Origin of the sequence: Streptomyces sp. NPDC021749 (assembly GCF_040640655.1) — a bacterium.
In the GTDB taxonomy this organism is placed as follows: domain Bacteria; phylum Actinomycetota; class Actinomycetes; order Streptomycetales; family Streptomycetaceae; genus Streptomyces.
The window spans coordinates 227,288-245,043 of record NZ_JBFACE010000004.1 but is presented as its reverse complement, the minus strand read 5'-3'; the positions used below and the strand labels follow the sequence as shown (position 1 = coordinate 245,043).

18 protein-coding genes and 1 pseudogene are annotated in these 17,756 nt (G+C 69.2%); 14 read left to right on the top strand and 5 right to left on the bottom strand.

The features are described from left to right. Positions 1-193: 193 nt before the first annotated feature. From AB0G35_RS06160 to AB0G35_RS06145, 4 genes and pseudogenes are all read left to right on the top strand, one after another. Positions 194-940: a HemK2/MTQ2 family protein methyltransferase gene (locus AB0G35_RS06160; RefSeq protein WP_360944440.1), complete on the top strand. Its 747-nt coding sequence runs from the start codon at positions 194-196 to the stop codon at positions 938-940. 46 nt (positions 941-986) lie between these two features. After that, positions 987-1,103: pseudogene (locus AB0G35_RS06155) on the top strand (CDGSH iron-sulfur domain-containing protein); the annotation flags it as partial. A gap of 291 nt (positions 1,104-1,394) precedes the next feature. Further along, complete coding sequence (locus tag AB0G35_RS06150) at positions 1,395-2,549, top strand: iron-containing redox enzyme family protein (protein ID WP_360944625.1); 1,155 nt, start codon at positions 1,395-1,397, stop codon at positions 2,547-2,549. Between the two features lie 178 nt (positions 2,550-2,727). Beyond that, entirely contained in the window at positions 2,728-3,513 is a 786-nt protein-coding gene (locus AB0G35_RS06145) for a 2OG-Fe dioxygenase family protein (protein WP_360944437.1), read from the top strand. On the opposite strand, the gene AB0G35_RS06140 is transcribed toward AB0G35_RS06145, so the two are convergent. Continuing rightward, complete coding sequence (locus tag AB0G35_RS06140; RefSeq protein WP_360944434.1) at positions 3,446-3,838, bottom strand: hypothetical protein; 393 nt, start codon at positions 3,836-3,838, stop codon at positions 3,446-3,448. The genes AB0G35_RS06145 and AB0G35_RS06140 overlap by 68 nt on opposite strands. Positions 3,839-4,693: 855 nt before the next feature. Further along, the gene (locus AB0G35_RS06135) at positions 4,694-5,587 is read right to left on the bottom strand and encodes a SigB/SigF/SigG family RNA polymerase sigma factor (protein WP_360944431.1); all 894 of its coding nucleotides are present in this window, start codon (positions 5,585-5,587) and stop codon (positions 4,694-4,696) included. Positions 5,588-5,748: 161 nt separating this feature from the next. On the opposite strand from AB0G35_RS06135, the gene AB0G35_RS06130 reads away from it, so the two are divergent. Then, positions 5,749-6,216, top strand: coding sequence for a hypothetical protein (locus AB0G35_RS06130; protein ID WP_360944428.1), 468 nt, complete (start codon positions 5,749-5,751; stop codon positions 6,214-6,216). Between the two features lie 205 nt (positions 6,217-6,421). Here the strand turns inward: AB0G35_RS06130 and AB0G35_RS06125 are convergent, their stop codons facing one another. After that, on the bottom strand, positions 6,422-6,646 hold the full coding sequence (locus AB0G35_RS06125; protein ID WP_360944425.1) for a hypothetical protein: 225 nt from the start codon (positions 6,644-6,646) through the stop codon (positions 6,422-6,424). 445 nt (positions 6,647-7,091) lie between these two features. Here AB0G35_RS06125 and AB0G35_RS06120 point away from each other — a divergent pair, with 445 nt between their 5' ends. From AB0G35_RS06120 to AB0G35_RS06085, 8 genes are all read left to right on the top strand, one after another. Then, the gene (locus tag AB0G35_RS06120; RefSeq protein ID WP_234442379.1) at positions 7,092-7,247 is read left to right on the top strand and encodes a DUF6131 family protein; all 156 of its coding nucleotides are present in this window, start codon (positions 7,092-7,094) and stop codon (positions 7,245-7,247) included. A gap of 344 nt (positions 7,248-7,591) precedes the next feature. After that, entirely contained in the window at positions 7,592-7,822 is a 231-nt protein-coding gene (locus tag AB0G35_RS06115) for a DUF6480 family protein (protein WP_360944422.1), read from the top strand. Between the two features lie 429 nt (positions 7,823-8,251). Further along, positions 8,252-8,809, top strand: a complete 558-nt coding sequence (locus AB0G35_RS06110) for a hemerythrin domain-containing protein (protein ID WP_360944419.1) — start codon at positions 8,252-8,254, stop codon at positions 8,807-8,809. Between the two features lie 78 nt (positions 8,810-8,887). Further along, positions 8,888-9,304 carry a CBS domain-containing protein gene (locus tag AB0G35_RS06105; RefSeq protein ID WP_360944416.1) on the top strand — a complete coding sequence of 139 codons (417 nt, stop codon included), beginning with the start codon at positions 8,888-8,890 and terminating at the stop codon, positions 9,302-9,304. Positions 9,305-9,636: 332 nt separating this feature from the next. Beyond that, complete coding sequence (locus tag AB0G35_RS06100; RefSeq protein ID WP_360944413.1) at positions 9,637-9,963, top strand: plasmid stabilization protein; 327 nt, start codon at positions 9,637-9,639, stop codon at positions 9,961-9,963. Positions 9,964-10,216: 253 nt separating this feature from the next. After that, positions 10,217-10,564 (top strand): Ig domain-containing protein, encoded by a 348-nt coding sequence (locus AB0G35_RS06095; RefSeq protein ID WP_360944410.1) that lies wholly within the window; start codon positions 10,217-10,219, stop codon positions 10,562-10,564. A 56-nt stretch (positions 10,565-10,620) separates the two neighbouring features. Continuing rightward, positions 10,621-11,079, top strand: a complete 459-nt coding sequence (locus AB0G35_RS06090; RefSeq protein WP_360944407.1) for an Rrf2 family transcriptional regulator — start codon at positions 10,621-10,623, stop codon at positions 11,077-11,079. Positions 11,080-11,278: 199 nt separating this feature from the next. Beyond that, positions 11,279-12,556: an acyl-CoA dehydrogenase family protein gene (locus tag AB0G35_RS06085; RefSeq protein WP_360944404.1), complete on the top strand. Its 1,278-nt coding sequence runs from the start codon at positions 11,279-11,281 to the stop codon at positions 12,554-12,556. 29 nt (positions 12,557-12,585) lie between these two features. Here the strand turns inward: AB0G35_RS06085 and AB0G35_RS06080 are convergent, their stop codons facing one another. Further along, positions 12,586-13,701: a CapA family protein gene (locus AB0G35_RS06080; RefSeq protein ID WP_360944401.1), complete on the bottom strand. Its 1,116-nt coding sequence runs from the start codon at positions 13,699-13,701 to the stop codon at positions 12,586-12,588. Positions 13,702-13,961: 260 nt separating this feature from the next. Here AB0G35_RS06080 and AB0G35_RS06075 point away from each other — a divergent pair, with 260 nt between their 5' ends. After that, positions 13,962-15,626, top strand: coding sequence for a BBE domain-containing protein (locus tag AB0G35_RS06075; protein ID WP_360944398.1), 1,665 nt, complete (start codon positions 13,962-13,964; stop codon positions 15,624-15,626). A 2-nt stretch (positions 15,627-15,628) separates the two neighbouring features. Here the strand turns inward: AB0G35_RS06075 and AB0G35_RS06070 are convergent, their stop codons facing one another. Next, positions 15,629-17,599 (bottom strand): amino acid transporter, encoded by a 1,971-nt coding sequence (locus AB0G35_RS06070; RefSeq protein WP_360944395.1) that lies wholly within the window; start codon positions 17,597-17,599, stop codon positions 15,629-15,631. Positions 17,600-17,756 lie beyond the last annotated feature (157 nt).

Here is a 17,756-nt window from a genome sequence, read left to right as displayed (position 1 = left end):
GAGCCGTAGATGCCGAGGGTGCCGCAGATGCCGCAGGTCCGAGGGGGCCGCAGATGCCGCAGGTGCCGAGGGAGCCGGCCGCAGGTGCTGAGGAAGTTGCAGGAGCCGTAGGGCCGTGCACGGACCCAGGAGAGACCCCGGAGCCGTGGACAGCGGTACCAGCCCACACCGGCCGGGAAGGGAGGTGCGGAGGATGACCCCCGATACCGAGATCGATACCGCCGCGCCCGCCCGACCGCGTCCCCTGATGACCCTCCCCGGCGTCTATACGCCCCAGGACGACACCCGGCTCCTCCTGCGCGCCCTGTACCGGGAGGGCATCGGCCCGGGTACCGACCTGCTGGACCTCGGAACGGGCAGCGGCGCCCTCGCGCTGGGTGCCGCCCGCCGCGGGGCCCGCGTCACGGCCGTGGACATCGCCTGGCGGGCGGTGCTGACCACCTGGCTCAACGCCCGGGTCGCCGGACTGCCCCTCACGGTCCGCCGGGGCGATCTGGCCACCGCCGCCCGCGGCCGCACCTTCGACCTGCTCGTGAGCAATCCGCCGTACGTACCCGCACCCGGCCTCCGTCCGCCCCGGGGAGCGGCGCGAGCCTGGGACGCGGGACCCGACGGGCGGCTGCTCATCGACCGGATCTGCGACCTGGCACCGGCGGCCCTGCGCCCCGGCGGAGTGCTGCTGATGGTCCATTCCGGGCTGTGCGGCACCGGGGACACCCTGTCGCGACTGTCCCGGTCCGGACTACGGGCCGAGGTCAGCGACCGTGCGCACATCCCGTTCGGACCGGTCCTGCGCTCCCGTCTTCCGTGGTTGCGCCACAACGGCCTGCTCGCCGGTACCGGGGACAACGCGCAGGACACAGGGGACAGCGCGCGTTTCACCGGGGACAGCTCGCATTTCACAGAGGAACTGGTGATCATCCGTGCCGAACGTCCCTGAGCGCCCGCGCCCACGTCGCCGTATCACCGTCGACCGGGACGGTCCGATGCTGGTGGAAGGCCCCGTGGAGGTGGTCTGCGACGACGGTTCCGTTGCCGTCTCCGACCGTTTCGTCGTCGCACTCTGCACCTGCCGGCGCAGCCACTCCTACCCCTGGTGCGACACCAGCCACCGCCGCCGCGCCCGCCCCGCCCCCGAACCGGTCCCCACCCCCGAGCCTGGCACCTCACCCGGACTCGGCCCCACATCCGAGCCGGGCGCCACATCCACATCGGCACCCACCCCCGAGCCGGGCGCCACATCCGAGCCGGTCCCGCCACCCGGACGCAGCCCCACATCCGAGCCGGCCCCCTCACCCGGACGCGGCCCCACATCCGAACCGGAGGGCGACGAGCCAGGAAGCGGGAACGAACGGGAAGGAAATCGCCCCGTGACGCCGGAAGGGGACCGCGCCATGAAGCCAGCAGCATCCCTCACCACGTCATCCGCCCCGCCGCCCCGCCGGCACGGCCGGCCACCCCAGCCCCACCCCCAGGGCAACCTCTCAACCGCAGTCCTCACCGCCCTCTCCCCGCTTTCCGCCCCCACCCCCCACTCACCCCACTCACCCCACTCACCCCTCTCCGCCCTCCAGCCCCCCGGAACCGGAACCGTCTCCCTGGCCCCCCTGCGCACCACCACGGAGGCGGAGATCCAGCACGCCGACCCCTACGGAGCCGATCTCCAGCTCGCCCTCTATGTGCTCTACGAGCTCCACTACCAGGGCTTCGACGGCGTGCCCGACGACCGCGAGTGGGACCCCGTGCTGCTGGCGGTGCGGCGCACGCTGGAGGAGGCGTTCCTCCGCACGCTGCGGGCGGACGTCCCGTCCGTCGGCACGGCGGAAGCGCTGGACGGCCTACTGGTCGAACCGGTCGTTGACGACGGCACCAGCGTGAGTCACTACCTGCGGCGCGAGGGCCGGCTCTGGCAACTACGGGAGTACGCCGCACTGCGCTCGCTGTACCACCTCAAGGAGGCCGACCCGCACGCCTGGGTCATCCCCCGGTTGCGTGGCCGGGCGAAGGCCGGAATGGTCGCCGTCGAATTCGACGAGTTCGGTGCCGGACGTGCCGAGGACATCCACGCCCAGCTGTTCGCCGACCTCATGGCGGACCTCGGTCTGGAGACCTCCTACGGGCATTACCTCGACCTGGCGCCCGCCGAAGCACTGGCCACGGTCAACCTGATGTCCCTGTTCGGTCTGCACCGGTCGCTGCGCGGGGCGCTGGTCGGTCACTTCGCCACCGTGGAGGTGACCTCCTCCCCCGCCGCGCGGCGCCTCGCGGACGCCATGCGCCACACCGGTGCCGGCCCGGCGGCGGAGCGGTTCTACGACGAACACGTCGAGGCCGACGCGGTACACGAGCAGGTGGTGCGCCGCGAGGTCATCGAGGGCCTGCTGACCGATGAACCCGACCTTGAACCCGATGTGGCCTTCGGCATCGGCGCCACCGTCCACCTGGAGGACCGGCTCGCCGCCCACCTCCTCGACGCCTGGCGCCACGGCCGCACCGCCCTGCGCACTTCCCTCCCCGCAGCCGCAGCAAGTCAGGGGACCTCCCCCTAGCCAGCCGCGAGAAGTCGTTCCCCTGGGCCGCGAGAAGCGGCCCAGCCGTCAGCAGCAGCCGGAACCGTAAAACAGCACCCACCACCCGCCACCCGGCCGGCACCCGCCCATCGCCAATCGCCAATCGCCAATCGCCAACCATCAGCCATCAGCCATCAGCCATCAGGAGGTGTCGCACATGAACGAGACCGCCGTCGCCACCCCGGTGGCCACTGCCCGCGCCTCCCTGGCAACCGCCGGGGTCCATCTCCTCCCCGCGACCGTCACCAGATCCCTGCTGGCCGCCGACGCGGAGGCCTGGGCGCGCTTCGCCGCCCACTGGGAGGAACTCTCCCCGGACCATTACGCCGCCGAACTGGGCACCTGTCGCCTACGCCGGTACGGCCAGTTCTCCCTCACCCCCACCACCGGCGAACTGTCCCACCTCCCGCACCTCCCCTTCGTCCAGCCCGACCGCACCAACCCGCTCTACGACGGCGTAGACCGGCACTTCGAGCCGCTCACCGAGGCCTTCACCACCGATCCCGTCCTGCGCGCCGTCCTGGGACTCCTGGGCCGCCTCGCGGGTGCCCTGGACGCCACGGTCACCACCTGGAACGCCAAGGTCCATCCGTTCCGGGTCGTCGCCGCGGCGGACGGCGCAGGGGACCCCACACCGGAGGGCAGGCATCAGGACGGCGTCACGCTGGTGTCTTCCCTGCTGGTCAACCGCCACAACGCCACCGGAGGCCGGAGCACCCTGTACGCCCTTGACGGCCGCGAGCTGCTGTCCGTCACCCTCGACGAGCCCGCCGCGCTCCTGGTGTCGGACGACCGCAGCACCCTGCACGGCGTGTCCCCGATCCACCCGCTGAACCCGGTGCGCGCCGCTCACCGCGACGTGCTGGTGACCACGCTCATTCCGCAGATCCGCTCGGCACGGTCCCGGGCTGCCGGCCCTCCGGGCGGACGGGAGAGGTGTTGACGGAGCGGGCCCGCCGGCCCCAGCTCTTCCCAGCCTCGGTACGGAATCCGCCGAGATCCTTCGGCGAGAGCGTCGGGCCGAAGGTCAGATGCTCGCCCCGGTGGCCGGGCCCCTCGTACAGCTCCACGGCGAACCGGCTGAAGTTCACCAGCGACTGGACCACGCCGTCGAAGCCGTGCTCCGCGAGGTCCGGCACCGGCTCGTCGGCGACCAGCACCCGCCGGGCATCGTCCTCCACCTCGTTGAAGTGCCCGCCCTCGTAGAGGGCATAGCAGTGCGGCGGGCAAACCGTTGTCCCGGCCCCCTCAATGACCTTCACCGTCATGGATACGTCCTCGCTCTCCCTCTCGCTCTCCCCCTCACCGGCGCCGGACCGGAGCTCCGCTGCCCGCCCCTCCCCAGCTCCCCCCGGCCGTACGAGCGATCCCAGCTCAACGGCACCGGACCAAAACGAAACGGCCTCACCAAAAAGGCCAGACCAACCTGGCCGAGATCACCACGCGACATCCGCCCCAAAGGCCCCCAATTACCTGTTTTGTAGAGTTTTACCCCGATGGCATCGGGAACGGGCGAGGGAGAGCCTTCACCAACGCCCGACAAGCGCGCCACAGAGGAAGCGAAGGAAACCCTGGAGAGCGACACGAAGTGGCACAGCCAGGGACCGCGGACCAAGCGAAGTCACAGCCCCAAAGGGGAGCGACACCAGCGGAACGACTGACCCGAGCCGAACCGACCTGGAGCAAAGAGGGACGCCAAGTCGAAGAACGGGCGGCGGCCGCGGCGGCGTGCCCAACGAGCAGCACCCTGACCACCCGTAACGCCATACACGCCACACGTCGTCGCACGTCGTCGCACGTCGTCGCACGTCGTCGCACGCCTGAGACCGACACAAACGACGCCCGCCGCAAAAGACGCGAGCAAAAGCGAGCAACTGCGAAGGGGCCGGGGCGCGTTGACGCCCCGACCCCTCACTTCCCTCACTCCCCCCTACTCCTGCCCGGCCGCTCCCTTCCGTCGCCTTGCCTGTCCTCGCGTTGTCTGTCCTCTTGCACTTGCACCGGCGCACTCTTGCTCTTGCGTCGCCACGCCTCCGTTGTCGCCTCCGTCGCCAGCTCTGTTGCCGACTCTGCTGTCGGCTCTGCTGTCGGCTCAGTTGTCGGCACGCCACGGCCGTGCTCACTCACACCTCGGCCAGCAGCCCCTTCCGCAACTTGGTGCAGGCACGATTCAACAGCCGGGAAATGTGCATCTGGGAGAGGTTGAGCTCCTTGCCGATCTCGGCCTGCGTCATCTCCGCACCGAACCGGAGCTGCAGCAGTGTGCGTTCACGATCGTCGAGCTGCGCGAGGTGCGGCTTGAGGGCCTGGATGTTCTCCGCGAGGTCGAGCGCGGGGTCGTTGCTGCCCATGAGGTCCGCAACGAGCCCGGTCTGTTGCTTTCCCGCGGCCTGGATCGGCCGGTCGATGGAGTCGGTGTCATAGCCGTTACAGGCGATGAGCCCCTCCCTCACCTCGTCCTCCGGCAGCTTCAGATGTGCGGCAAGCTCTGCCGTCGAAGGGTCGTGATTGTTGGTGGCCTCCAGCTCTTCGAAGGCCCTCGCGAGGTCGATGCGGAGCTCCTGCAGCCGGCGCGGCACATGGACGGACCAGGTGGCGTCACGGAAGAAGCGCCTGATCTCCCCACGGATGTACGGCACCGCCAGCGTGGTGAACTCCACGTCACGGTAGACGTCATAGCGGTCTATGGCCTTGATCAGGCCTATGGTGCCCACCTGCAGAACGTCCTCAGTGCTCTCCCCCCGACTGCGGAAGCGCCGGGCGACGTAGCGCACGAGGGACAGATTCATCTCGATGAGCGTATTGCGCACGTACTGGTACTCGGGGGTGCCCTCCTCAAGGACGGCGAGTCGCTCGAAGAAAACCCTCGACAATTCCCTGGCTTCACTCGGGGCAAGGCGCTGCGGCTCATCGATCGGCGGCAGGGAAACCGCCGGAGCCGGGGCGGCACTCCCCTTGGACGTGCTGACCGGGTTCGCTACCGCAGTCCCTGCTGTCATGGTGCCGGTGCTGGTCATGCTCAGGCTCCTAGCTGTTGACTCGGTCCCCCTCTGCAGTCCCCCCTCGACCCGCCTCTACCCGACGACTCCCGAGGCATGTCCCGAAAGCCGCCATAGCCTCTGTGTCGTCGGACTGTTGACGCCCCGACGGAACGTTGCGGGCGAAACGAAAGGTACGGATGGTGCGGCGCGCCGAACCGGCATCCGCGGTGACCGCGAGGTACAACAACGCTGTGGGTGAGGCAATTGAGCCCGAGGAAGCGGAACCGCTTCCTCGGCGGTGCGGACTGTGCGGCGCGAGCGTGGTGGACGGGACCGGGGTCCACGCCCTCGTACCGGATTCCTCGGCGATCCATGTCCACGATCCGGCATTGGACGGCAATCGGTCACTGACGGCCTGCTCCACGGCGCACCTCGGCGAACTGCAGCAGAAGTACCACGCACGTCCTTTCGTGAATGCCGAGCTGTGGGCCGGAAAAATCGCCCGCGCGCTGCGCCGGCATCCAGAGGGCCTTTCCCAACAGCGTCTGGTGGCGGAAACAGGGCTCAACCTGCTGCAAATCGAAGCCGCCGAGAACTGGACCAACCACCGCTCCCGCCACCATCGCCGCCGGTCACCTCACCTCGACACCCCCGAGACCCCGTAGCCCGGCAGGCAATCAGGCGAGCGTCCGCGCAGTTCTCCCCTTTCACGTCTACTTGACGCCCCCTCCGTCCACTCTCCGCGACCCAAATGCCGTACGGCCCTGCCGGCCCTGCCGCCCCTACACCCCTGCCCTCCACGCCACTCCCCACCTCACGACCACACCCCCCCGCATTTGCCAACACCACAGTCCTCGCCTCACCCACACGTCAGTCCTCGCATTCCTGGTACTGAAAGGTGAAGCCGAAGGCCCCGCCGCTCACGATCCCCAGACCGACCAGGAACACCCCCAGTCCGTGCACCACGCCCAGAGCGGCAACCGCATAGCCCACCGCGACCACCACGGCATGCCTACGACGCCACACGGCACCAGCGATGAAGAAAAGCAGCGGCCTCTTCATCAGCCATCCGCCCACCGGCGCGCGAACCGGCACACACCGGTCACCTCGGACCCGCCCCGGCCCAACCCAGACCCCGACCCCGCCCCCGGCCCCCTCCCCCGGCGCACTCCCCAGCCCCGCCCGCGGCCACGAACACCACCGCTCTTTTCACCACCTCGGCACACTAAAGACCGAATGCGGCGCACATACGCCGACCCGCGGCCGACGTACGGAAATTAAAGCGGGCGATCGGCAGCCGATCGCATCACCCGCTGGATCGCATCGCCCCTTGGATCGCAATAACCCCTTGGATGGCATCACCCTTTCCGTCGGCCAGTCCCTAAAGGTCAACGATCCCCAGAATTCCCTGCCCGCTCACCCACCGCGATCACGCCAGCACCCCTCCCAGTGGCTCCACACCCGCCGACTACATAAGTTGCCCCTGCGTCACACCAGGACCACAGTTAAGGGGGAAACATATGCGAGATCGGAGCACATCGTGATCGTTCTCGGAATTATCTTGCTGGTCATCGGGTTCGTGACCGGTATCGGCATCCTGTGGACCATCGGAATCATCCTGGCAGTGATCGGGGCGATCCTCTGGGTTCTCGGGGCGATGGGCCACGCAGTAGCCGGCCGACGGCACTACTGGTAGCGCCACGCCCGCAAGCGGAATGGAACACCGCCTGCGGGCCAAGGACCCGAAAGTCCTCCGCCACCCCCACGATGGCGGAGGACTTTCGGGACGCAAAGATCGCGGTTGCAGGCCTTCCCCAGCGTCTACGACGAAACCCGAAGACGCGACATTTACCTCCCCTTCTCCCGCCCCCTCCCCCACCCACGCACCCCGACCGTGCCCACCGCCCCTGACCACCCCCACCGTGCCCACCCCCACCACGCCCGCCACACCAACCGCACCGACCGCCCACACCACCCCCTCCCCTCTTCGCCCACCCACCCCACTCGGTGAAATCGGTCTTTTTCGGGCAAACTCCCGGTATGAGCACTCACCACCCTGATCCGGATCCTCGCGAAACACCGGGCCTTGGCCCCGGAGGCGGCGTGCCGCCGGGCGAAACCCCGCCGGGCGAGGACAGCACGGGCTCGGAGACCGGCCCCCGCGACCTCCCCACCCGCGGATGGGCCAAGGGCCCGGCCATCATCCTCGGCATCGTCGTCGTCCTCTGCGCGGGGTTCTTCATCGCCTACGCCGTGATCATGGCTCGCTAAGCAGACGCTAACCAGAGCCGCCGCGCACCCACCCAGGCACCTCTGGCCGCACGCTCCGACCACCAGGCGCCAGCCAGCCGCACCCGGTCCACGCGCCGGCCGACCACGCCCGGCGGCAGGTACCCGATGGGCAGACATCAGCCGATCCCGATGGGCAGACATCAGCCGGCCCCACCCGACGGCACGCGCCCGGCGGAACCCATCGGCCCACCGCACCGGTGGCACGTATCCGGTGGGAGGCCATCAGCCAACGCACCCAGTGGAGAGGCCCCAGCCGACCCGCCCTCCCCTACCGCGGCCGTCACCCCGGCATCCGACGCAATTCCCCGGACTTGACGTTATCCGCCGGACGACTCGGGAATCCGTTGCTCTGGTGCGCCTGGCAACGGGCCGGCTGCGCCCGGGTCACCCGGAGGGACAGGACAGATCATGGAGCACGGCGAGGACGTCATCGCGGAGCTGACCGCGGACCATCGGGAGGTCGATGACCTCTTCGAGCAGTTCGACAACGCGGCGCCCGGCAGCAGCGCCCGCAAACGGCTCCTGGACGCCCTGACCATCGAGCTGGTGCGCCACTCCGTTGCCGAAGAGGAACACCTCTACCCGGCCGTACGCGACCATCTGGAGAACGGCGGGATGCTGGCGGACAAGGAGATCGCCGATCACCTCCGCGTCGAGCAGCTCCTGAAGGAGATCGAAAGACGCGAGGCCGACGACACCGACTTCGACCGCCTCGTACGCGAGCTGCGCACCGAGGTCACCGCGCACGTAGAGGACGAGGAGAACCACCTCTTCCCCCAGCTGCGGGACGGCGTCCACCCCTATGTCCTGGAAAGTCTCGGCCGGAAGGTCCGCGAGGCGAAGAAGACCGCCCCGACCCGCGCCCACCCCATGGCCCCGAGCACACCGCCGGCCAACAAGCTGCTGGCTCCCGGCCTGGGCCTGGTGGACCGGGTGCGCGACTACGTCACCGGCCGAGGCCGGTAGCCCGCACGGCAATCACCTCCCCCTGTCCCAGATCGCTCCTCATATCCCAGATCCCTCCTCAAGGAAGGACGAACAGTCATGCCTGTGGCACGCGACATCATGTCGCCGGGTGCGGAATGCATCGGCGCCAACGACAGCATCCTCGAAGCGGCTCGCAAGCTGACCTCCCTCGGCGTCGGAGCGCTGCCGATCTGCGGCACGGACGACAAGCTCAAGGGCGTCCTGACCGACCGCGACGTCGTCGTGAAGGTGCTGGGCAAGAACTTGGACCCGCAGCAGACCAGGGCCGGGGAACTCGCCCAGGGCGAAGCGGTCACCATCGGTGCCGACGACGGAGCCGACGAGATCTTCGCAACCATGGCCCGTCACAAGGTCCGCCGCCTGCCGGTCATCGACGGTCATCGCCTCGTCGGCATGGCGGCTCTGGCGGATGTCGCCCGCGCGCTCCCCGACCCGCAGGTCGGCGAACTCCTCGAAGCGCTCTCCACCGACTGACCCGACCACACCTCGACGCGCCCACCTCGACCCCTCCCTCTTCACCTCCCTCTGCGCCTCCCTCTTCGCCGCACCTGCCGTCGTCCGACGGGCGGCCGGTGCGCCCGCCGGGGGCCGACGGCGGGCTGCTCTGGCGGGCAAGATGGTGCGGCCGGCGGGGCAACACGCCGGCTCCCCAACCTGCCGCCTCCGCCCCAGGAGACGCACCCGCCCGATCGGCCGCTCTGCCTCGCACGCTGCCGCCGAACGGGGTGAACTGAAGGGGTCACCGTTGGCCACCCCTTAAGAGCGGCCGGCCGACGAACGACACACCAACCGGTCAAGGAGCCATCATGCCTGCAGGTTCGAGCAAGAAGCGTGAGCGCCAGTACGAGCACATCAAGGAAGGCGCCGAGCAACGAGGCGAGTCGACGAAGCGGGCCAAGGAGATCGCCGCCCGGACCGTGAACAAGGAACGCGCCCGGTCCGGCGAGTCCAAGACCGCCAGCAAGGTATCCACGCGGGACAAGAAGTCCGCGCCGCAGCGGGGTGGCGAGCGCTCCCACCGCGGCACCCAGGGCCCCACCAAGGACCAGCTCTACGAGGAGGCCAAGAAGCGCAACATCGACGGCCGCTCCTCGATGAACAAGGACGAGCTCCGCAAGGCACTCGGCCGCTGACCAGCATCACGACCACCCGCAGACGCTGTCCCTGTGGTCCCACGATCCCGTAACTCTGGCTGCCTTCAAGGGTGTTGGACATGTAAGTCCCCTTCGATCGATTCATTGCATCCGCTGTAAAGCCTGCACCGAAAAAACCCGCGTGCGCAAGCAATTCGCCGTGGGCGGGGTAGAAAACACCCGTTCGAGTGACGGCGGGGCCGCGGCCTCTGCCCCAACAGACCGTTCAGGGCCATGGAAACGAGGAGGCGCAATGGATCGGGAAGCGGGCACGGACCTGACGGTGGCCATCGAGCCGGCCGGAGGCACGGGGCAGCACGCCGGCCCACACCAGACCTTCGCCCACCCACTGAAGGCGCGACTCGTCGACCGCAGGAGCGGTCTCCCCGTGACCGATGCGTCGGTGACGTTCGCCTGGCTGTCCACGACGCAGCAGGTCCTCTTCGAGGGCGGAGACACCACCGTCACGCTCGACACCGACTCCCAGGGGTACGCACAGACCCCACCGTTGGTGGCGGGCGATGCGGCGGGGACCGCGTCCTTCACCGTGACCGCAGAGGGGGCCGCCCCCAAGCACTTCGAAGTGACGGTCGACCGCTGACCGGCCTCTCGGGCCACCCGGCCCGACCCTCGGAGGCACTGCGGAATAATGCGAGCATGCGGATTTCAGCCAGAGCGGACTACGCGGTGCGCGCCGCGCTGCAACTCGCTCACGCCCGGGACGCAGGACCGCTCAAGGCGGAGGCCATCGCGGATGCCCAGGCCATTCCGCACAAGTTCCTCGAAGGCATTCTGAACGATATGCGCCGCGGCGGACTCGTCCTCAGCCAGCGCGGTGGTAACGGCGGCTACCGCCTGGCCAAGGCCCCTGAGTCCATCAGCATCGCGGATGTCATCCGCGTCGTCGACGGGCCCTTGGTATCCGTACGCGGTGTCCGCCCGCCGGAGTTGTCCTATACCGGCCCTGCGGAGTCCCTGCTGCCACTCTGGGTCGCCCTCCGCGCCAACGTCCGGCAGATCCTCGACGGGGTCTCCCTCGCCGATGTCGCCTCGGCGGATCTACCCAGCCGGGTATCCGCACTGGCCGAAGACCCCGCCTCCTGGACGAACCCCTGAGGCGGTAGCCCTCGTCGCCGCACACCCGGAACCGGCCGCGGAGCCGCAATTCACGTCCGGATGACAAGATTCGGCTGTCCACGCCTTGAACGCGCCTTGCCGCAACGGGAGTACGGGCGCATCATCATTCCCTACTAATTCAGTGGGAAAACTAGGGAAACCGACCGCCAGACCACCCGACAGGACGGTGACCGGCGCCATGCCGAAGAAGTCCGCAGCATGCCCCGCCGCCCCACAGGTCAACGGCACGGCGGACGACGCCATCTGGCCACGCGTCACCCGTGAGGTCGCGGAAGATCTCGCCGTCGACGCGATCGCCCGCGACCGGGCCGGCAAGCCTCCGTTCGACGAGCTCTCCCGGCTGCGCGAAGCCGGCCTGCCGGCACTGCTGCTGCCGCCGGGGCCGTCCCAGTGGGGTACCGACTGGCGTACGGCGTGTGCGGTCATCCGGGAGATCGCGGCGGCCGACAGCTCCATCGGGGAGCTCCTGGGGAGGCACTGCGCGCTCTCGTGGAGCGCCCGCTTCTTCGGTTCGCCCGAGCAGGCCGACCGGATCGAGCGCCAAGCGGGAACCGGGCAGTGGCTCTGGGGAGGGAGCATCGATCTGTCAGGCACGGACCCGGAACAGGAGACGGAGACCGGGCCCGACCTCACCCTCACACCCACCGAGACCGGATATGTCCTCCACGGTCGCCGAGCTTTCCCGGCGGGCGTCACGGTGGCCGACCAACTGGTAGTGAGCGCGGCCTGCACCGCGACCGGGGAGGCACTGATCGTTCGGGTGGACCCAACCGAGCCCCGTGTCACGGCGGTCCCGGCGCACGACCGCCTCGGCCAGCGGCTCACCGGAGCCGGCAGCGTCGATTTCGACGGCGTACCGGTGCAGGTGGACCAGGTCCTCGGGACCATGCCGCACGACGAACACGATGTCTCCCCGTTCTCCACGCTCGCCCCGCTGGCGCTCCGGCTCGCCCTGGTCCACGTCTGCCTGGGCATCGCCGAAGGAACGCTGGCCGAGGCCCGGGACTTCAGCCGTACCGCACCGCGCACCTGGCCGCCCGCCGACCCGGACGGCGGCGTCTTCGAGCGGCGCCCCGGAAGCGATCCCTATCTCCTCCTCGCCTACGGGGAGCTGGTGGCCGCCGCGCACACCGCGGCGGCGGTCGTCGAGCCCGCCACCGAAGCGCTGGCGAGGGGGCTCCTCATGGGGCAGGAGCTCGATGTCGATCAGCGCGCGGACATCGCGGTGCTCGTGGCCGCGGCCGAGGCGATCACGAGCAAGTCCACACTGGAGATCACCACCCGCATCCTGGAGCTCACCGACGGCGCCGACGCCCCCGCGGACGGCCCGGGGTTCGACCGCTTCTGGCGCAATGCCCGTGTACTGACCGCCCAGGGCTCACCCACCCACAGGCTGCGCGATATCGGCGACCACTACCTGAACGGGACCCATCCACCACTGACGCTGCACATCTGAGGCACTCCCACGCCCCCGCACCGTCGGCCTCACAGCGGTCGGAGGGTGAGCGTGTGGCCGTCCCCTTCTGCGGTGGAGCAGGGACGGAAGCCCGTGCTGATGTGGTCGAGGAGCCGTTGCAGCCAGCCGCAGTCGCGGACGGACGGGTGCCGCAGGCGCATCTTGTGGGCCTGGAGGGGAACGATGCGTACGTCGTGGAGCCTGCCGGTCGGCTGCTCCAACGAGACCAGGAAGAGCAGGCGCAGGTCGTCCCGGTACTGCTCGTAGCCGGTGATCCCCTCGTAGTCGTCGATGAAGTCGCCGCACCCGTGGATCACCAGCTTTCCGTGGTAGGTCTCCAGGCTGCGCGGGTGGTGCGAGGAGTGTCCGTGGACGACGTCGACGCCGCCGTCGAGGAGCAGTCGTGCGAAGGCGGCCTCGCTGCGGGAGACGCCGTAGCCCCAGTTGGGGCCCCAATGGACCGAGGCGATGGCGATGTCGCCCGGCCGCTTGATCTGCCGGACGCGTGCGGCCAGGCCCGTGGCCGCGGTTTCCGACGCTTCGGAGAGGAACGCCACCCCACTCCGGTCCACGGCCGCGGCCCAGGAGAAGGGGATACCGCTGGTCGGCAGGCCGAACGAGAAGACAAGGAGGCGTTGGTCGCCGTCGAGGGGGACGATCGCCGGACGCCGTGCCGCGTCGGCGTCCGCTCCGGCACCCGCCGTCCGCAGCCCCGCGCCGGCCAGGACGTCGAGCGTCTCCACCAGTCCGTCGCGGCCGAAGTCCAGGACGTGGTTGTTGGCCAGCACGCAGACGTCGGGACGTGCGAGGGCCAAGCACGGGAGATTGGCGGGGTTCATCCGGTAGTGGACTTCCTTGCCGGGCGCGAAGGTGCCGCTGCACGTGACGCTGGTTTCCAGATTGATCACCCGAGCTGCGGGGGCGGCCTCGTCGAGGACGGGTAGCGCCTCACCCCACGGCCAGGCGAAGTCGACCGGACGGGGAATCGGCCCGTTCGCCGCCTCGGCGAGTTCGACGTAGGCACGGGCGTCGTGGAGGTACCCCTCGCGCAGCGCGGGGTCGCCCGGGTAAGGGAGGATCTGGTCGACTCCGCGGCCGAGCATCACATCCCCGCACAGGAACACCGTGACCAGGTCACCGTCCACCCTTCCAGGCTAGGACCAGCCCAGGACCGGGGGTGGAGCGCCGGTCGCCCCAGGCCGGGCACGGGCCGGCCGGACCTCCGCGGCCGGGCGTCAACATGACGCCAGCGGACGTACACCTTCCGGGCATTCACAGCCACACGGCGATCACGGATAGTAATCAAACGAGGGGTGACGGATACGCAGAGTTGCCTACGCGGTGGCGCGTGGGTGCCTGCAGCCGTCAGACCCCGCCATCGATCCATCGTCGTAGGGAGGCCACCATGGCCGCGTATCAGATCAGTGCCGGCACCGAGATCGGTACCGAAGTAGTGCCGGGGGACGCGCGCTACGAGGCGCTGAGAAGGGGCTTCAACCAACGCTTCATCGCGACACCTGACTATGTGTCCGTGATCGGCTCGACCGGCGAGGTCGTCGCGGCGCTCAACAAGTACCTGGCGGATCACCGCTCCGACGAGAGCCTCGGTCGCCGCCTCACGATCCGCTCGGGAGGCCATTGCTACGAGAACTTCGTCTGCGGTGCGGACGTGGGCGTCATTCTCGACCTCGGGCAGATGGACCGGGCCTATCTGGACCAGGAGATGGGCGCGTACTGCGTCGAGTCCGGTGCCACCAACTGGCATGTCGCCACGCATCTCTACGCACCGTTCGGCGTGGCACTGCCCGGCGGGTCGTGCTACTCCGTCGGCGCCGGCGGCCATGTCTCGGGAGGTGGGTACGGCCTGCTGTCCCGGCAGCACGGGCTGACGGTGGACTATCTCTACGCGGTCGAGGTCGTCGTCGTCCGCGACGGGCAGCACGCCGAGGTGGTGGTCGCGCGCCGCGACTCCCCCGAGCCGGAACTGCGGGATCTGTGGTGGGCGCACACCGGCGGGGGCGGCGGCAACTTCGGTGTGGTCACGCGGTACTGGTTCAAGGGGCTGCCCAAGCCCCCGGGGCAGGTCCTGCTGCATGCCATCGCCTGGCCATGGGAGGAGCTCAAGGACCAGCCGGAGCGCTTCAAGTCCCTGGTGCGCAACTACGGGCTGTTCTTCGAGTACGAGAACACCCCGCGGCTCCCGAAATCGCTCCGCGGCGACTTCACCGACATGTTCACCCTGCTGAAGCTGAACCACCGCGCCAACGGCAAGGTCGGGTTGATCACCCAGCTGGACGCCACCAGGCCGGACAGCGTGCAGCGGCTCAACGCCTTCCTGGACTGGATCACCCAGGACCTGGGCGTCGACCCGACGCCCATGGACCGGCGGATGGGCGAACACGCACCCATGGGCGGACTGCATGTGCCGACCCGGCTGCCCTGGCTGACGGCGACCCAGACGCTCAACGGCTCCGGTGACAACCAGTGCGGCAAATACAAGTCGGCATATATGACGCGGGGATTCACCGAGGGGCAGCTCGACGCCATCTTCAGCCATCTGACCCGTGCGGACTACGACAATCCGCAAGCGCTGCTTCAGGTCGACTCCTACGGCGGCGCGATCAATCTCCCCGACAGCGCCGACACGGCGGTGTACCAGCGCAGTTCGGTGCTGAAGCTGCAGTACCAGACGTATTGGAGCTGGAAGCGGGACGTCAACAAGGACGGTGTCGCCAACCACCACGATGCCGACGCCGACCCGTCGATCGCGGCGCCGCATCTCCGTTGGATCCGCGAGTTCTACCGCGATGTCCATGCCGACACGGGCGGGGTTCCGGTGCTGGCGCCCCACGGCCCCCCGGCGGACGATCGGCCGGCACCGGTGACCGACGGGTGTTACATCAACTACCCGGACACCGATCTCGACGATCCCGAGTGGAACACCTCCGGCGAGCCCTCACACCGTCTGTACTACGGCGCCAACTACACACGTCTGCAGGAGGTCAAGGAGTACTGGGACCCGCGCAACGTCTTCCGCCATGCCCAGTCCGTCCAGCCGTTCACCCGCTGAGGTCAGCCGACATGGACACGGGGGCGACGGGAACGGTCGGGTTCGGCTTCGCGGAGGACCTCGCGGGTGACGGGGGCGACTTCACCCTGGCCGAAGAGGAAGAAACGGAGGAACTGCGCGAAGGGATTGCCTTCGGTCCACTCGAAGTAGATGTGCGGGCGCTTGCCCGTCTGGTCGCGCACGTGCAGCAGCAGCGCGGCCAGTGCGTTGGAAATGGTGGAGCTTTCGAGGGCGAGCACGCGATAGCGGTTGTGGAGGACCTCGCCGTGGACCCGCAGCTCGCTCTCGAACTCGGACGGGTCGCTGACGGTGACCTCGACGAAGATGAAGTCGTCGTCGGCCGGCAGGTCGTTGTCGGTGCGGATCTGCTGGAGCTTGTCGCGGTATTCGGCCACGTCACGCTGGTCGGGTTCGTTCGCGATGAACCGGATCTCGCGGTGGGCCACGTCGCGGATGAACCGCTCGGACATGTCGTCGAGCACGACGCTGGTCACGCGCAGCTCGAAGGCCCGGGCAAGCCGGGAGAGGAGCGACAGCAGGATGATGCCGGCGATGAAACAGGCACCGATCTTCACCCCGTCGGGCCGCTCGATCACGTTCGCCACGGTCGTGTAGAGGAACACCGCCGCGATCACGGCGAAGCCGATGGCCCAGCCGCGCTCCCCGCTCCGCCGGGCGGCAATGGTCACCGCGATCGCTGCGGAGCTGATGAGCACCAGCACACCCGTGGCGTAGGCGCCGCCCTGGGCGTCCACGTTAGCGTCGAAGATCCAGGTCACCAGGAACGCGACCGCGGTGAAGACCAGCACCATCGGGCGCACGGCCCGTGCCCAGTGGGGCGCCATGCCGTAGCGCGGCAGGTACTGGGGCATGAGGTTCAGCAGTCCGGCCATGGCCGAGGCGCCGGCGAACCAGAGGATGGCGATGGTGGAGATGTCGTAGACGGAGCCGAAGGCGGAGCCCAGGTACTCGTGGGCGAGGTACGCCAGCGCGCGCCCGTTTGCCGGGCCGCCGGGTTTGAAGGCAGCCTCGGGGATCAGCAGGGTGGTGACGAAGCTGGTGATGATCAGGAAGACGCTCATGATCACGGCGGCCGTGGTGAGCAGCTTCTTCGCGCCGCGGATCCGCCCGGTGGGGCGCTCCTCCGTGTCGCCGGTCTCGCCTTCGATGTGGGGCATCACCGCCACGCCGGTCTCGAAGCCGGACAGACCCAGGGCCAGTTTCGGAAAGACCAGGAGGGCCACGCCGATCATCGCGAGGCCGTTGCCGTGCTCGGTGGTCAGGGCCTGGGTCCAGTCGGTCACGACGTGCGGTGCGGAAAGGACGTGCCCCAGGCCTACCACCACGACCACCGCATTGAGGCCGAGGTAGATCCCGACCAGGACGATCGCCACGCCGATCGCCTCCAGGAAGCCCTTGAGGAAGACCGCACCGAGCAGGGCGACCAGGAGGAGCGTGATGAGCACTTCCTCGCCGTGCAGGACGCTGGTGAGGTGCGGGTTCTCCACCAGGTGGGTAGCGGCGTCGGCCGCGGAGAGGGTGATCGTGATCAGGAAGTCGGTGGCCGCGAAGCCGAGCAGGGTGAGGACGAACAGCTTCCCCTTCCAGAAGGACAGCAGCCGCTCCAGCATCGCGATAGACCCCTGGCCGTGCGGGCTTTCCTTCGCCACCCGGCGGTACACCGGCAGGGCCCCGGCCAGCGTCACCAGGACCAGGACGAGCGTGGCCACGGGCGAGAGCAGCCCGGCCGCCAGGGCGGCGATTCCCGGCTGGTAGCCGAGGGTGGAGAAGTAGTCGACACCCGTCAGGCACATCACCCGCCACCACCGCTGGCCATGGTGGGCGCTCTGCGGGCCGGCGTGCGGACCGGGATGGCGCTTGGCCATATCGGTCAGGCCCTCCAGCAACCATGCCCGCAGGCGCTGCCGCGGTCCGGACGGGGGGAAAGAGCCCGCGGGGGTGGAGGGGGGCATCGTGCGCTCCTGTCGTGCCGCGAAAGCGTCCAGCCAACGGCGAGACGGCCAGGTCAGCGTACGGAACCCGGTGGCCGGCGGCGTGGCGGCGCCCGGCGTGCCGCGGCGGGATTCCGGCAGGTGGGTCCACCGGGCGACGCGGGGTGGCGGAGTCGGA

Coding starts and splice junctions, on each gene's coding strand:
- AB0G35_RS06090 (WP_360944407.1), top strand. CDS start 10,621: ATGCGGATTTCAGCCAGAGCGGACTACGCGGTGCGCGCCGCGCTGCAA.
- AB0G35_RS06105 (WP_360944416.1), top strand. CDS start 8,888: ATGCCTGTGGCACGCGACATCATGTCGCCGGGTGCGGAATGCATCGGC.
- AB0G35_RS06130 (WP_360944428.1), top strand. CDS start 5,749: ATGGTGCGGCGCGCCGAACCGGCATCCGCGGTGACCGCGAGGTACAAC.
- AB0G35_RS06135 (WP_360944431.1), bottom strand. CDS start 5,587: ATGACCAGCACCGGCACCATGACAGCAGGGACTGCGGTAGCGAACCCG.
- AB0G35_RS06100 (WP_360944413.1), top strand. CDS start 9,637: ATGCCTGCAGGTTCGAGCAAGAAGCGTGAGCGCCAGTACGAGCACATC.
- AB0G35_RS06110 (WP_360944419.1), top strand. CDS start 8,252: ATGGAGCACGGCGAGGACGTCATCGCGGAGCTGACCGCGGACCATCGG.
- AB0G35_RS06085 (WP_360944404.1), top strand. CDS start 11,279: ATGCCGAAGAAGTCCGCAGCATGCCCCGCCGCCCCACAGGTCAACGGC.
- AB0G35_RS06140 (WP_360944434.1), bottom strand. CDS start 3,838: ATGACGGTGAAGGTCATTGAGGGGGCCGGGACAACGGTTTGCCCGCCG.
- AB0G35_RS06115 (WP_360944422.1), top strand. CDS start 7,592: ATGAGCACTCACCACCCTGATCCGGATCCTCGCGAAACACCGGGCCTT.
- AB0G35_RS06150 (WP_360944625.1), top strand. CDS start 1,395: ATGAAGCCAGCAGCATCCCTCACCACGTCATCCGCCCCGCCGCCCCGC.
- AB0G35_RS06095 (WP_360944410.1), top strand. CDS start 10,217: ATGGATCGGGAAGCGGGCACGGACCTGACGGTGGCCATCGAGCCGGCC.
- AB0G35_RS06145 (WP_360944437.1), top strand. CDS start 2,728: ATGAACGAGACCGCCGTCGCCACCCCGGTGGCCACTGCCCGCGCCTCC.
- AB0G35_RS06160 (WP_360944440.1), top strand. CDS start 194: ATGACCCCCGATACCGAGATCGATACCGCCGCGCCCGCCCGACCGCGT.
- AB0G35_RS06075 (WP_360944398.1), top strand. CDS start 13,962: ATGGCCGCGTATCAGATCAGTGCCGGCACCGAGATCGGTACCGAAGTA.
- AB0G35_RS06070 (WP_360944395.1), bottom strand. CDS start 17,599: ATGCCCCCCTCCACCCCCGCGGGCTCTTTCCCCCCGTCCGGACCGCGG.